The sequence below is a fragment of the Dolichospermum circinale AWQC131C genome, assembly GCF_000426905.1.
Taxonomy (GTDB): Bacteria; Cyanobacteriota; Cyanobacteriia; order Cyanobacteriales; family Nostocaceae; genus Dolichospermum; species Dolichospermum circinale.
The window spans coordinates 103991-119177 of record NZ_KE384588.1; the positions used below are offsets into that span (position 1 = coordinate 103991).

16 protein-coding genes are annotated in these 15187 nt (G+C 37.3%); 4 read left to right on the plus strand and 12 right to left on the minus strand.

Annotation, left to right across the window (positions count from 1 at the left end; translation table 11 throughout):
• Positions 1-83: 83 nt before the first annotated feature.
• Positions 84-278: a hypothetical protein gene (locus ACIR131C_RS0101670; RefSeq protein ID WP_028083365.1), complete on the plus strand. Its 195-nt coding sequence runs from the start codon at positions 84-86 to the stop codon at positions 276-278.
• A 398-nt stretch (positions 279-676) separates the two neighbouring features.
• Here ACIR131C_RS0101670 and ACIR131C_RS0101675 read toward each other — a convergent pair whose 3' ends face one another.
• The 5 genes from ACIR131C_RS0101675 to ACIR131C_RS0101695 form a co-directional block, all read right to left on the minus strand.
• Entirely contained in the window at positions 677-1402 is a 726-nt protein-coding gene (locus tag ACIR131C_RS0101675) for a cyclase family protein (RefSeq protein WP_028088810.1), read from the minus strand.
• Between the two features lie 68 nt (positions 1403-1470).
• Positions 1471-1758, minus strand: coding sequence for a type II toxin-antitoxin system HicB family antitoxin (locus ACIR131C_RS21640; RefSeq protein ID WP_051347467.1), 288 nt, complete (start codon positions 1756-1758; stop codon positions 1471-1473).
• Positions 1759-1843: 85 nt separating this feature from the next.
• A complete protein-coding gene (locus ACIR131C_RS0101685) occupies positions 1844-2863 on the minus strand; it encodes an ABC transporter ATP-binding protein (RefSeq protein ID WP_028088811.1) in 1020 nt (339 codons plus the stop codon).
• 110 nt (positions 2864-2973) lie between these two features.
• Positions 2974-3759 carry a Uma2 family endonuclease gene (locus tag ACIR131C_RS0101690; RefSeq protein ID WP_155962975.1) on the minus strand — a complete coding sequence of 262 codons (786 nt, stop codon included), beginning with the start codon at positions 3757-3759 and terminating at the stop codon, positions 2974-2976.
• A gap of 130 nt (positions 3760-3889) precedes the next feature.
• Positions 3890-5083 carry a DNA cytosine methyltransferase gene (locus ACIR131C_RS0101695; RefSeq protein ID WP_028088813.1) on the minus strand — a complete coding sequence of 398 codons (1194 nt, stop codon included), beginning with the start codon at positions 5081-5083 and terminating at the stop codon, positions 3890-3892.
• 78 nt (positions 5084-5161) lie between these two features.
• On the opposite strand from ACIR131C_RS0101695, the gene ACIR131C_RS0101700 reads away from it, so the two are divergent.
• The 3 genes from ACIR131C_RS0101700 (at position 5162) to ACIR131C_RS0101710 (ending at position 8371) form a co-directional block, all read left to right on the plus strand.
• Entirely contained in the window at positions 5162-5383 is a 222-nt protein-coding gene (locus ACIR131C_RS0101700; protein ID WP_028088814.1) for a hypothetical protein, read from the plus strand.
• A gap of 199 nt (positions 5384-5582) precedes the next feature.
• Complete coding sequence (locus tag ACIR131C_RS0101705; protein ID WP_028088815.1) at positions 5583-7715, plus strand: DEAD/DEAH box helicase; 2133 nt, start codon at positions 5583-5585, stop codon at positions 7713-7715.
• On the plus strand, positions 7712-8371 hold the full coding sequence (locus tag ACIR131C_RS0101710) for a DUF2290 domain-containing protein (protein WP_028088816.1): 660 nt from the start codon (positions 7712-7714) through the stop codon (positions 8369-8371). Before ACIR131C_RS0101705 ends, ACIR131C_RS0101710 begins: the two co-directional genes overlap by 4 nt.
• Positions 8372-8477: 106 nt before the next feature.
• Here the strand turns inward: ACIR131C_RS0101710 and ACIR131C_RS0101715 are convergent, their stop codons facing one another.
• From ACIR131C_RS0101715 to trxA, 7 genes are all read right to left on the minus strand, one after another.
• A complete protein-coding gene (locus tag ACIR131C_RS0101715) occupies positions 8478-9080 on the minus strand; it encodes a cytochrome c oxidase subunit 3 (RefSeq protein ID WP_028088817.1) in 603 nt (200 codons plus the stop codon).
• A gap of 171 nt (positions 9081-9251) precedes the next feature.
• On the minus strand, positions 9252-10907 hold the full coding sequence (gene ctaD, locus ACIR131C_RS0101720) for a cytochrome c oxidase subunit I (RefSeq protein WP_028088818.1): 1656 nt from the start codon (positions 10905-10907) through the stop codon (positions 9252-9254).
• A gap of 42 nt (positions 10908-10949) precedes the next feature.
• Positions 10950-11873 (minus strand): cytochrome c oxidase subunit II, encoded by a 924-nt coding sequence (locus ACIR131C_RS0101725; RefSeq protein WP_028088819.1) that lies wholly within the window; start codon positions 11871-11873, stop codon positions 10950-10952.
• 227 nt (positions 11874-12100) lie between these two features.
• Positions 12101-12709: a DUF2231 domain-containing protein gene (locus ACIR131C_RS0101730; RefSeq protein ID WP_028083356.1), complete on the minus strand. Its 609-nt coding sequence runs from the start codon at positions 12707-12709 to the stop codon at positions 12101-12103.
• Positions 12706-13206 (minus strand): DUF2231 domain-containing protein, encoded by a 501-nt coding sequence (locus ACIR131C_RS0101735; protein ID WP_028083355.1) that lies wholly within the window; start codon positions 13204-13206, stop codon positions 12706-12708. The genes ACIR131C_RS0101730 and ACIR131C_RS0101735 overlap by 4 nt, the downstream gene beginning before the upstream one ends.
• A 573-nt stretch (positions 13207-13779) precedes the next feature.
• Entirely contained in the window at positions 13780-14445 is a 666-nt protein-coding gene (locus tag ACIR131C_RS0101740) for a nitroreductase family protein (RefSeq protein ID WP_028088820.1), read from the minus strand.
• Positions 14446-14612: 167 nt separating this feature from the next.
• Positions 14613-14948 (minus strand): thioredoxin, encoded by a 336-nt coding sequence (gene trxA, locus ACIR131C_RS0101745; protein WP_028088821.1) that lies wholly within the window; start codon positions 14946-14948, stop codon positions 14613-14615.
• Positions 14949-15187 lie beyond the last annotated feature (239 nt).

Here is a 15187-nt window from a genome sequence, read left to right on the forward strand (position 1 = left end):
AGCATATCAGTTCTAGAGGTGTAGAATAACTGCGCGAAAAGTGCTAGGATGTATGCGAAGTTATTGATGTTTCATTTTATTCCGTGGCTAGAGCTAGTACAGCAATCGGTGTTAGTCCCATCATTAAGGAGATTGTGCAAAAACAGGCACATTCAACTCGCTTAACCTTGAAAGAGGTTATTCTTATGGGAATGTTGGCAATTGATAAGTTAGACGCTCAACAGCGTCAAGAGTTAGCAGATCAAGTTCATCAAATGCAGGTTAATGGTGAAATCTAAAACTGCTGGTTAGAGTCTATAATTCCAAGTCTCAAGCCTCCAGTTCACAATCTAGAATTAATGGCAAGGGTAGTAGTACAATAAATCGCGTCTCTACTCTTGACCGGAATAATAGCAAACTCCCATTAAGCAATTCTCATTTACAGGATATTTGATTCAAATGGGGTACAAATCGGGGTAATCAAACTCCTTATGTACCTCATATTGTTAAAAACTGCTGTATTTGAAAAACTAACCAGCGGTATTGCTAATCTTTAGCAATAACCACCGCTGTGTTTAAAAAAGTGAAGATATCTAGTTTTAGATATTCTTCACCTGTCACAAATTTAATCAACCTCAAACATTTTCCGGTGTTGTCCTAGAAAATATTTAAAAAAATAATTTAAAAAAATAAAAATTCAAAATAATGCCATTACCGCAGCCGGAGAACCAGAACCTCCTCTTAATCTGAGAATACCAATGATTAAGGTAATATCTTCAGGTGGTAACTGATCTAAATTCGTCAGATTTTCCAAGACAATTAGCGATCGCTCTAACAGCAAACGATTTATAGTAAAATTGGTATCCTGTCCAGAGTCTACACCGTGAGTATCAATACCAACTCCAGCTATTTGCCTATGTTCAATTAAAAACTCAGTAGCGTCATAGCTAAAACCAGGAAAGTGCATTTTTCCGGCTGTGTCCCGTCCAAAGAACGCCTGGTGATTTAACCATTTTTCTTGCCAACCAGTATATAGTATCACTAAACTACCTGAGTAAATTTCCCCAAATTGATTTTCCCAAGTTTGGATGTCACTAATTGTCAAAACATAATCGGAATTGACTGCCGCTTGTTCGCAAATATTAATAACTACAGCAGGTAATATTAATGATGCTGCTGGGTATTTGTCAACACTTGCACCATGGACATAGAAACTATTGGGGGCATTAATATGAGTGGCGCTATGTTCTCCTAAAGAAAAGCGTCGCAGGTAATAACCATCGTTTTCAAGTTCTGCAACACTGGTAAATTCTACCGGAGGATCACCAGTCCATTTGGGTATATCTGTATCAATTAGATGACTGAGATGGATAACATGAGAGTAATGTATATTACTTGATTGTCGGGTATTTTGGATAGTCACAGGATTTATTCGTAAGTTGAGGAAATTTTAACAAATAATTCCCCAAATACACACATTATTTTAAAGTCTCACGCAAAGACGCAAAGTAGCAAAGGAAGAAAGGAATATAAAAACAAAACGGATATAATTGTTTCTATCAAAGCTGGTGAATTTTGATCTACAGATTGTAGATTTTGAGGAAGTTCTTTACCTAAATCTTCATACATTTCTATAACAGATTCCAAGGCATCTTGAACATTAGCTAAAACCTCATCCATAGAATCCCCTTCAGTAATCAATTCTGGTAAGAGTGGAGAAGTTACAGTGAATCCTCCTTCTGGTTGAGGTGTAAGCAGTAGTGGGATTTTGTAAAACATATTCTGATGGTAAGGTGTGGGTTATTATATGATCATGGTGCGTTATGGATTTACTCCTCACGCACCCTACATAATACTATTTCCTCTATCTCATATTCTGCTTTTTCTCGGCTTTAGGATCACGATTAGCCACAGCAGCTAATTCCGCATCCATTAGAGTTTTCCCAGTTGCAGCTAGGTAAACATCATCTAAACTCGGACGAGATTGGGCGATACCAAAAATTGGTAAATTGGCATTATTTAATACCTGTTGAATTGTGATTAAAACGTCATTTTGCGGTGTAACTACCAAATTTAGGGAGTTACCCTGGGCGCTATTGATGATAATTTCTTGCACAAAAGGTAAAGCTGCTAAGAGGTTTTTGGCAGTTTCGGCCTCTTCTGGAGGTGAAAATTCCCGGATTCTTAAAGTGATGCGATCGCCTCCCACCTGATCTTTTAACTGAGAAGGTGTACCATTAGCAATAACCAAACCTCTATCAATAATTGCCACTCTATCAGCTAAAGCGTCAACTTCTTCCAAATAATGGCTGGTAATTACCACAGTAGTTCCCCCAGCCCGCAATTGACGCAAGAAATCCCAGACTACAACCCGGCTTTCAATATCTAACCCTACCGTTGGTTCATCTAATACTAAAACATCGGGTGCATGGAGTAAACCCGCAGCCAAATCTAACCGCTTCCGTAAACCACCGGAATAAGTGCCAGTTTTTTTATCTGCGTATTCTTGTAAACCCAGTAAATCGAGAATAGCGTTAATTCGCTGTTTGATCACCTTACCAGGAAGATGATAAAGGGCGGCTTGTAACTGTAGTAACTCCCGGCCAGTCAGGACCTTATCTAAAGCTACTTCCTGGGCTACATAACCCAGCCTTTGACGGGCTAATTTGGGGTGATCTAGTACCGAAATGCCTGAAACTTCAATTTTGCCAGTATCAGGGGTTGTTAGCGTACACAAAGCCCGGAGAGTGGTCGTTTTCCCCGCCCCGTTTGGTCCTAGCAGTCCAAATATTTCTCCTGGTTGCACTTGAAAAGAGACATCCTGGACTGCGACCACATTACCGTAGCTTTTTTTGAGATTTTCGATGAAAACGGCGGCAGCCATGACAGCTATAATCCTTAACTATACAATTCGCAACAATCTATTTTCTATTGTACAAGTTGAGCGATCAAAGATCCCTGACTTCTTTAAGAAGTCGGGGATCTCAACGGAAGTTAGTCGGAAATACCTGCATCTCGAAGGCGTTTTTCTAACTCTTGCAAGCGTTTTAAGGCAGTTTCCTTTGCAAGTCGTTCTTGATTGGCTTCTTGTTGGGCAGTTTCCTTAGCAAGTCGTTCTTGCTCCTTAGCAAGTCGTTCTTGCTGCACTAACTCAGAACCCCAAAGTAGCAAATTACCATTTTGATCCCACCAACGTAACCAGTAACCTTGACGGTTTTCGCGTTTTCCGGGCCAAACACCAATAAATAATTCCATTTCAGTTAACCAGTAACGGTTATTTTCATCTGGAGATCGTAATTTATAGTGTCCATTTTCATGCAAATGAAATATTTCTAATTCACCGATATCTGGTTGAAAAATGATGTAGTTAGGAACTTGTAAAACTTGTTCATAATAAAACCATTTTCCGGGGGGATAAGTGTGTTTATTAGAATATTCACTACCATCGCTATCGGAAAGAAATTCCATGACCACCGCAGGAATTTGTCCCTGTTTATGGGGGGTGTAACTGCGTTGGATTTCTTCTCTAGACACTGTAATTTGTGGCACGTAAGCCCAGTCAGGGGCTTTGATAACAAATTTACCATTTACGGTGGCACAGATGCCGTAATTGGTAGTAGCGAGGGCAGTTTCTGGAAGTTTACCAGCCAGTTCTAGGCTTTCCGTAAGCGCTGCTGCTAGACTGGGTTGATTGACATTATCCACAGGTTCATCGTCTAAAACGAAGTCTTCGGGTAATAGTTCCCAAGTGATTTTGGTGGTCGAAGCACTTACAACCATAGGAAACACAAATAAGGGATTAAATTCTAGTATAGCTTGTGATGGATATGACAATTATAAAATTCCTCCCATAGCTGGTCAAGAATTTTGGGATATGATTCATCTTGAATATGATCATGAATTTGCTGAGTTATTTGCAAAGTAAATTCTCTAAAGAAAATAGAGAGAGTTGTTCAGTAACTTCTTTTCCTTTTGGTTGATTTCCCTGCATTAAATAAATCAGATATTCACCCAGTTCTTTAGCAAGCAATACCGGAACTGCATTACCAATTTGTTTGTATTTAGAACTTATCGAACCATGAAAAATCCAATCATCAGGAAAAGTTTGAATTTTCGCAGACTCGCGCACGGTTAAAGGACGAAGTTCTACAGGGTGACACATATCTGTAGCTTTTTGTTGGGGACTGGTTGTGATAGTTGGTGAAGGTTTATCCCAAGATAATCTTCTGTAAAAACCGACTTTTCCCCCACCAGAATTATATGCACCTCCCATTGCTTTCTTCTGTAATTCTTCTGGTAAATTTTTCCAATTTTGTCCTGCTGCTAATAATCTTAAAAACTTGAGCCGATTTTCTGAATAACTAATAAATTCTGGTTCAATATCTACAAAATCTGTTAACGCATCTTTTAAAGTTCTCCACTTTGGTAAAATTTTCCCATCTTTACTATATTTAGCGAGAGGAAATGTAGCAGCTTCACCATCTCTAGAACCAATAAAAACTACACGGGATCTATTTTGAGGAACACCATAATCTGCGGCTTCTAATAGGTTATAAACTACGTTATATCCTAATTCCTTCATTTCCGCTAAAACAACTTTCAAAGCTGCACCATTCATTTCATCAAGTTCTAAAGCTGGGTAATCTTTTCCTCTTTGATTAATAGGACGATGACGCAAAGAAGCAGAAAGTAATCCTCTGACATTTTCCATTAAGAAAAATCGGGGTTGGACTTCTTTGACAATGCGAATAAAATCCATAAATAAACTCCCCCGTGGGTCCATAACTGAACCCCGTTTTCCTGCGGTGCTAAATGGCTGACAAGGAGGACCACCGGTGACTAAATCTATTTGTCCTGGAAGTAAAGCACGACCTAAATTTAAAACTCTTCCTCCTTCTTCTAGTAATTCTTGCGAAGAAACTTTTTCTAATTCTCTGGGAATAGCACTTTCTTGGAGATGAGGTCTATTAAGCGCAATTGTTTTGACAGCATCTTTATCTTTTTCAACTACACTAACAGTATGAAATCCGGCTTGTTCTAGTCCTAAATCTAAGCCATAAGCACCTGTGAATAAGGAAATGCAAATAGATTGATTATTGATCATTGTGCGAGGATAATTTATTGAGATGATGTATTATAGCTAAAAATGCTAAATTAGATAAAAATCAGGACGTGATAATTTATGAATACGGAATCTGGAATCAAATTAGAGCAAGATAATAAATCTCATATTCCCGTTACAGACTTACATCAAAAAATAGATGCTGGTGTGAAGTTTGCTATTGCGAATGCTATAGAAAGACATCGTAGGTTAGGAGAATCAATTAGTATTTTGCGAGATGGTAAAGTTGTGACTTTGACAGCAGATGAAATACCACATCGTGATGTTAAGCCTAGCGTGTAGTCATTAGCTAATTGCAAATGTAAATATATTAAATTTTAAGCGGGCTTAGATGCAAATAAAAAACTGGATTGGTAAAAGTTTATCTTAGTATAAGAGTTTTATACCAATCTGCTAGATACAAAATTTTATTAAAATAGTATGATGATTACTCCAATTTAAAATACAATAGTATCGTGTACTCTGTAGAAAACAAAGTCTTATGGTTAACGTTATCCGAGGGGATATAAATAACAAACCAGTTTCTTCTAGAAGACTGGCTGATTATTTTGAAAGAAGAGACGATATTGATGGAAATTTATATCTAGGATACCCAATAATAGGAACATCTCAAGGTGGTTATCAAATTGATGCTCTTTTAGTATCCAGACAGCATGGTGTGATTATTTTCAACATTATTGAAGGAACTCAGCTAAGTATAGAAACAGATGAAGCTGCACAGGATGAGAGTTTCACTAAAGTTAAAGCAAAATTACTTAATAATCACAATCTTCTTAAAAAACGAGAACTAATGGTACACATAGGTGTACTAACATTTGCACCTGCTTTGACTCATAAACCAAATAATATTGCAGAGGATTATGATCTTATAACTAATGAGTTGGAATTAAAGGAGTATTTAAATTCTCAACATTGGCAAAACAGTGAATATTTTGAACAGCTTAATTCAGTCATACAAGCTATAACTTCCATTAGAAAAACTAAGTCGCGTAGCTATGTTCAACTAGAAGATTCTAGAGGTGCAAAACTTCGGAAATTAGAAGATTCAATCGCTAACTTAGATCATCATCAAAGTGCTGCTGTACTTGAAACTGTTGAAGGTGTACAGAGAATTAGAGGTCTTGCAGGATCAGGTAAAACAATAGTTCTAGCCCTTAAAGTTGCATATTTACACGCCAAGCATCCTGATTGGAATATTGCTGTCACCTTTAATACTCGTTCATTAAAAAATCAGTTTAAGAAATTTATTACCAATTTTTGTATTGAAAAGATAAGTGAAGAGCCAGATTGGGAAAAAGTTAAAATTATCCATGCTTGGGGAAGTCCATCAACATTAACAGACGGAATTTATTATGAAATTTGTACAAGGCATAATATAGAATTTAGAGACTTCAAGACAGCCCAAAGAATGGCTAGTGTCTATGGAGAAGAATTTGATATAGTTTGCGAAGAAGCATTAGATAAAATCAACAACTTTGAACAGTATTATGATGCGATACTAATTGATGAAGCACAGGATTTTTCTGAACATTTTTTGCAACTTTGTTACAAAATTCTCAGGCAGCCAAAAAGACTAGTTTATGCTTACGATGAATTACAAAGTCTTAACAATAAAAACATGGAATCTCCACAAATTATCTTTGGAAATGATAAGTATGGTAATCCCAATGTTCAACTTCAGAATAAACCAGGAGAAGCAAAACAAGACATAATATTAGAAACCTGCTATAGAAACTCAAGACCAATTTTAATTTCTGCACACGCATTAGGTTTTGGCATATACAGAAACCAAGGATTAGTCCAGATGTTTGATGATGCTGGACTATGGAGAGATATTGGTTATGAAGTAGAGGAAGGACAGTTAGAAGATGGACAAAATGTAAAGCTAAGTAGAAATAACAATACTAGCCCTTTATTCCTAGAAAATCACTCAGATATTGAAGATTTAGTTATATTTAAACCATTCAATAATAACCATGAACAAACTGAATGGTTAGTCAATGAAATAGAAAAGAATCTTAAAGAAGATGAATTAAAGTATGATGACATAATGGTTATTCATTCTGACCCCTCGACAACTAGAGAGGCTGTTGCTAATGCGAGAACTTTATTGTTCCAAAAAAAGATTAATTCTGAGATAGCTGGAGTCACAAATTCACGTGATGAATTTTTTAGTGAAGAAGCAATTATTTTTACAGGTATATACAGAGCTAAAGGAAATGAAGCAGCAATGATATATTTTATTAATGCTCATAAGTGTTTCTCTGGTTCAGAACTTGCTAAAAAACGGAATATCTTATTTACTGCTATGACAAGAAGTAAAGCTTGGTTAAGAGTCTTGGGTTATGGTGAAGACATGAAAGGTTTAGTCGCAGAATTTGAAGAAGTTAAAAGCAGAAACTTTGTTCTTGAATTTACCTATCCCACAGAAGAAGAACGTAGGAGAATGAATGTTATCAATAGAGACAGAAGTCCTCAAGAGCGTGAACTTAGAAATCAGCGACAAATAAGTTTCAAAGAATTAGTTACATCTTTAGAGAAAGGTGAAATCAGTACAGACGATTTACCTGGAGAATACTTAGAGAAATTTAAAAACTATCTACCTAAATCATGATTAGTCATCAAGAGATTTTCAAAGAAATTAATACTATTACCGAAAAGCTAATAGAAATTAGTTTATGCGATCAACAAAATTTTCCCTCATCTACACCTATTGGTAAAGATAGTTATGAAATTGCATATTCTGGTATGCAGGATCTCTCAATTGCACTGAAAAATATTGATTACAAAGATATATATCATAAATTAGACAAAGGTAAGAACTATAATTTTAAAATGATTGATGGTGCATTAATACAACTTTTGTATACTTATGAGAAATCCGAGTTAGTTTCTCATAGACTTGCATTTTTACCATCACCATTTTTGGAAAATTTTCAGAATGATCCTGAACTATACGAAACAGACGAAATATATGCGGACATTCTAGCAAAGAATATAGTACCTGTACCCATTAGATTTGACTATGATCCAAAGAATTATAAAGAATTAGAACATCCCAGGTGTCATTTAACTTTAGGACAATTTGAAAATTGTAGAATACCCGTTTGTTCTCCAATTACACCAAATACTTTTATATCCTTTATTCTTCGCAGTTTTTATAATACCGCTTTTAGAAAATTTACAGATAAACTTAATTTATCAAGCAAGCTTTTCAATGAAACAATAACAGTTGCAGAGAAAAAAGTATTACATATAGCTATTTATTAGAAATTCGTGAAAAACAATTCTGTACAATAATCATACAAATACATGGATAAGGGTTTAGCAATGCTAAACCCCCACATAATTTATTGATTGTTTGTTACTAGAATACCTACTGCCAAACGTAGATAAGGATAAACAAAACAATCCAGATAACATCAACAAAGTGCCAAAATAAAGAAGTGGCATTTATGCCAAAATGACCATGATCAAAATTACCAGGAATGAAAGAACGTAATAAGACAATTAACTGTAACAGAATACCCGTAAAAACGTGCAACCCGTGAAAACCAGTTAATAGATAAAACATTCCTCCAAACGTACCAGAAGTAAAACCAAACTCCAAACTACTCCATTCCACAGCTTGACCATAGAGGAAATAAGCACCCATAGCCATTGTTAAAAACAACAATAGACGATAACTCGTTAAATCATGTCTTTCCAGAGCTTTTTCTGCAAAATAAATGACAAAACTACTAGCAACTAAAACCACAGTATTAATGCTAGGTTCTTTGATTTCCAAACCAGAAACACCAGCCGGCAACCAATTAACAGCAGAAGTTTTGTAGATAATATAGCCAGCAAAGAAACTCAAGAAAATGACACTTTCCGATAACAGAAAAACAATAAAACCAAACATTTTACTGCCTTCTTCATCATGTCCATGCTCATGACTAACATGATCTAAATCATCAGGAGAAACAGAAACATCCATTGTTAAAAAACTCCAAAAACAGCAAATTGGTAATTAGAAAAAAAGTAATGAGAAAACTATAGCGATCCTAAAAAAGACGTGAATAACTCTCTTCCTCTGCGCTCTCTGTGCCTCTGTGGTTCGTTTTAAAAAAGTAAATTTACACATCAAATAGAATCGCTATATTACCCATTACTCATGTTCAGAAGAGGCAATTAAATCCTCAGACTTACCATAACCATAAGGTTCGCAAGTAATCACCGGAATTTCCTCAAAATTTTCAACAGGAGGAGGAGAAGAAACAGTCCATTCCAAACCAATAGCCCGCCAAGGATTAGCAGGAGCTTTTTCTCCGTCTATCCAAGAAATCAACATATTGAAAATGAAAGGAAGAGTAGACATTCCTAACAAAAAAGAACCCAAACTAGCAACAATATTCCAACCAATTAATTCAGGTGCATAAGAAGCAGCGCGGCGTAACATTCCTTGTAAACCTAATGGGTGCATAGGTAAGAAATTCAAATTTGTGCCGATAAATGCTAACCAAAAATGGATTTTACCCCAACCTTCGTGGAACATTCTGCCGGTCATTTTAGGAAACCAATGATAGATAGCGGCATACATTCCCATAGTTACAGTTCCATAGAGAACATAATGGAAATGGCCGACAACAAAATAGGTATTATTAACATGAACATCTACAGGAACAGAAGAAAGCATAATTCCTGTAATACCAGCAAAAACAAACATTACCAAACCACCCAAAGCAAATAACATGGGTGTAGTCAGGCGAATTTTACCACCCCAAATAGTTGCCACCCAAGCAAATACCTTAATCCCTGTGGGAATAGATACAAACATGGTTGTCACCATGAAAAACAACCGTAGCCAAGCAGGAGTACCACTAACATACATATGGTGTACCCAAACAATGCCGCTAACTACAGCAATTAACATGGAGGAAATAGCAACGACTTTATAACCGAATAGAGGTTTGCGGGAATAAACCGGGAATATTTCCGAGAAAATGCCGAAAATAGGCAAAATGATTACATAAACTGCGGGGTGAGAATAGAACCAGAAATAATGCTGGAACATCACCGGGTTTCCGCCTTTGGTGGGGTCGAAAAAGGCCGTTCCTACTGTAATATCAAGGAGTAACATTACAGCCCCTGCGGTCAAAGCTGGGAGTCCAAATAACTGGATAATTTGGGCGCTAAATACTGCCCAAACAAAGAGAGGCATTCTAAAATAACCCATTCCCGGCGATCGCATTTTCACAATAGTAGTGACAAAATTTACCGCACCCATAATTGAAGAGACACCGGAAATAGCCACTGCTAATAACCAGAGAACTTGACCGTTAATCAGGTTTCCCGTGGGGTTTTGGGTACTAACGGGGGGATATGCCCACCACCCAGATTGAGCCGGTCCACCGGGGACAAAGAAGCTGGACATCAGGAGAATACCCACCACCGGCACCATCCAAAAAGCGACGGCGTTGAGGCGGGGAAAAGCCATATCTCGCGCCCCAATCATCAGGGGAACAAGGTAGTTAGCCATACCAACAAGGGAGGGGAATGTCCAGAGAAACAGCATCACTGTTCCGTGCATGGTAAACATTCCGTTGTATACTGTGCGGTCTATCAAATCAGCTTCTGGGGTGATCAGTTCTCCACGCAAAATCATAGCGAAGATACCACCAACCAGGAAGAAAATAAAAGAGGTAACGAGGTATTGAATACCGATAACCTTATGGTCTGTACTAAAACTGAAGTAGGTTCTCCAGGTTTGGGGAGGTTCGTGGTGATGTGATTCACCAGTGATATCAATGGGGATGTTAGTCATTTTTCAGTTATTAGTTGTCAGTAGCCAAGAAAAATTACACGGTTAACCAGAGAAATTGACCAAAGGAGGTGTAGCGGGTTTAACAGTTTTCCAACCGCTATTAATCCCGTTTTCAAGTTTTTGAGCGTATTCGGCTGCCGCTTGGTTAGGTGCTGGAGTGAGTTCTTGACTTGCAGCTTTGCTTAACCACTGCTGATATTGACTAGGTGATTCCACAATTACTTTTGCTCGCATAGTAGCAAAATATGTACCGCTATATTGGGAATCAGTTAAATCATAAGCACCGGGGCGAATAGGAGTAAATTCAAAGTCCAGATCATGACCAGGAATGATGTCTTGTTTAAGACGGAAAGCGGGTATATAAAAGCCGTGAAGTACATCTTCCGAATGTAGATTAAGACGGACACGACTATCCTGGGGTAAATGCAATTCTGTACTGGTAACGTTCTTGGCTGGATAATGAAACACCCAAGCCCATTGTTTAGCCGATACATCAATATGTTCTACATCTTCGACTATGGCTGCTGGATCTTTATCTTCCACAACAGCAACGGACTCCATTTTCATGGGATTATGTAGATGTATCTGGTGAGACGGTCCCTGGATACCCATTTGTTCGTAAACTTGGTAACTATAACCAGCAATCCATAATACCAACATAATCGGAATTGCCGTCCAAACTACCTCCAAAGTTATATTACCTTCAATGTGGGGACCATCACTAAAATCCGTCGGTCTGGCACGATGAAAAGTGATGGAATAGAGAAGAGTAGCAGTTACTCCCAGGAAAATTAAAGCTCCTAATGTTACCAAAAAGCTAAATAAATCATCAATAAGATGAGATTCAGCAGCCCCTTGAGGAGGAAGCCAATAATAAGCCTGTTTACCAATCCATAGACTAGTAAAAGTTACGGCAACTGCCCCAGTAGCTAGGGTCAAAAAGTTGAGAATTTGCCGAATTTTCATAATGGTCAGTTGTCAGTTGTCAGTTGTCAGTTGTCAGTGGTTAGTTGTTAGTTGTTAGTTGTTAGTTGTCAGTGGTTAGTTGTCAGTGGTTAGTTGTCAGTGGTTAGTTGTTAGTTGTCAGTTGTTAGTTGTCAGTTGTCAGTTGTCAGTGGTTAGTTGTTAGTTGTCAGTTGTCAGTTGTCAGTTGTCAGTGGTTAGTTGGTTTTTAATTACCAATTACCAATTACCTATTTACCCAATATTTGATTAATGTCTTGTCCGGCTCGCAGTAATTTATCTGCTGTATTGTGAACACCAAAATCTGCTGCTAAGTGCGCTCCTAATGTGCCGTGAAGATACATCAGCAACATAATAATTACACCGACAACGAGATAAGAAATTTGTACTTCTCGCTCTTCATATTTGCCGATAACATAACGTTGCCAACCTCGCCAAAAAGTCATACCAACAATCATTGCTAATAGCAATACACCACCGACACCATGCCACATCATTGTGGGCATTGCTAACATTCCCCAAGGACTTTTAATATCTGCTGGTGGGGCAGCCAATAACATTTCATAAAAACCTGCACCAACTGTAAAGAATGTAATTACAGCAGCGGCAAAAACGTTATACCAACCCACATCAAATAATTGAGAACGCTCAACTTTAATTCCCAAAAATCTGAATAGCCATTTTTCCACAGGGAAGAATACACCCAAAAGATCAAAAATGATGGCAATGATGAATAAACCTAATGTTAGATGTACTAAATTAGGATGAACAGGAATGGCATAAGGTAAACCATTTGCACCCATTTGATGACTAATTTGATCTAATAATTCTGAATTCATGGCAATATTCCATCCTTTACCGCGTCCACAACAGGTACAGTATGTAAGCCATACACCCATACAAGTTCATCACCAAGATACACTTGAAAACCGACAATTAATGTTAATAAAATGCCCACAGCTACATAATGAAAAGGCAGTTTATTCGGGTTTTGACTCCGCAAAACATAACGCCAAGCTGTAATAGCCGTAATAATTCCAGAAAGTGACCAACCAATGAGAGTATGAACATTTAAAACTGATTTAGCCAGTTCATAAGGTTTAGCCAAACCCGCCTCAAATTGACCAAAAATAATTGCCACAAAAATCGCCACTGTAGCAATACACATATTCCACCAACTCACTTCAAATAAGCGAGTTCTACCAGTTAAATACCCAGCAACATCACAGAAAACAGAAAATAGAACCATCGCAATTACAAAGTGAACCACGATAGGATGTAAAGGATCTGGATATGGTAAATTATGCTCATTCAATGAAGTGAAAAAATCCAGCATTACAATCTCCTAGACTTATTTACTACTCTATCCAGCCAAACATAAATATGATAAATTTGCTGTGATTTCAGTCATTTACTCCCCTGAAAAATAGGGAAAATATGTCAAACAACAGTAATTATGGATGTAGCTAAACTAAATCACTGTTAGAAATTGAACTTACTAAACCCAATATTTAGGTTAAGTAAATTTTTGTGAATTGTCAGAAAAACTAAAAGTAAAACTTCTAGAATTAATGAGAGAGCCAGCAACAAATTTTAGTCATTGCCGTATTACAATATTTTTAAATCAAAACCAACTATTTTTATGTTTATTGATGTACAATTAAAAATTATCACTTTGTAATTTAAACAACCGAAATATATAGTTTTTATAATAAGTAGAATTAAAACAAAGCTAGATAGAATAATTAAACGCAGATAAACGCAGATAAACGAAAATAGGGACAGATGAATTTCATGATTCTGTGCGGCCTCACACAAAATATTCAACCTTCCTTTGCGTCTTTGCGCGAAACTAAAAATATGGTTCATTTAGTCAAAAATTGTCCCAACCTAACCCCCAAATCCCTAATTAACCTTCATAGGGATTGTCTAGCTTATCTACAGACACATTAACCGATAATGGTAAACGACCGGGATTTAAACGCGGTTCGGCCGCATAACCAACTGGTACTAAAACAGCAATGGCTATGTCTGGGTTATTCTCAGCACCAATTATAGCTTTGACCTGTTCTTCAATCCAACCATTCATAAAGCAGGTAGATAAACCCAAGCTTTCTGCGGCTAATACTAGATTTGTAGCTGCGATCATGGCATCTTTAATAGCGTATTCCCGGCGCTTGTCTCCTAACCCTGCTTGAAATTGGGGAATTGCATTTCTAAAATAATTCACAGTTCCCTCATTCCAGGCTCCTGTGGCTAACCCTTGTTCTAAAATCGGTGTTAAGTCCTTTTCTCCCGCAGCAGTGTCAGCAGCGAAAACAAAGGTAACGGGCGCTTGGATAATTTGCTTTTGATTCCAGGAAGCCGCGCATAATGCTTGTTTTTGGGTTTCCTCTTGAACTAATACTATTCTCCAAGATTGAACATTAAAACTACTGGGTGCTGCTACGGTTAATTCTACTAGTTGTTTGAGTAAGTCGGGGGAAATAGAATCCGGTTTGAAGGTTTTGATGGAACGGCGTTGTACTATGGCGCTAGGTACGTCTAATGCTTGGGTCTGGGTGCTGGAACTCACGGTATTCTCCTCTGTTTTGTCCTATTTAGGGTAACGCTTTTTTGTCCGCTGTTCAATTAACCGGTTGTTTGTTATTTGTTGATGGAATTACAGGGTATTTTTGATCACGCAGAGACGCACAGGAGGTAAATGCGAGGTTTTTATCTCTAATATCCCTGTTTTTTTAATTACTTCTCTCTGGTAATATATTTATCTAAGGTAGCAGCTAAAGTGGTTTTGGGAACAGCACCAACAACAGTATTAATTTGTCTTCCTCCTTTAAATACCATCAATGTGGGAATGGTACGAATCCCATAATGACTAGCAATAGTGGGATTTTGATCTGTATTGACTTTAACAACTTTCAATTGTCCTTCGTATTCTGTAGCTACTTCTTCGACGACAGGAGATAACATTTTACACGGACCACACCAGGGGGCCCAAAAGTCAACTAAAACGGGTGTTTCGTTTTCTAATACTTCTTGTTTAAATGTGGCTTCTGTTACATTCGTAATTGATGACATAAATCCTCTCTTTAGATTTAAGTTAGTAATTCGATAATATCTAATAAATAAGTTAAGAAATATGTCGCTAAGTTTAAATTTACTAAGTTTAAATTTGCTAAGTTTTTTATTATCTCTGTAGGTTGGGTTGAACGACAGTTAAACCCAACATTGATGAATTATACTTTTTGATTTTTATAGGACTTACGCAAGATTCATGGAATAACGAACCACAGAGGCACAGAGGTCACGGAGAAATG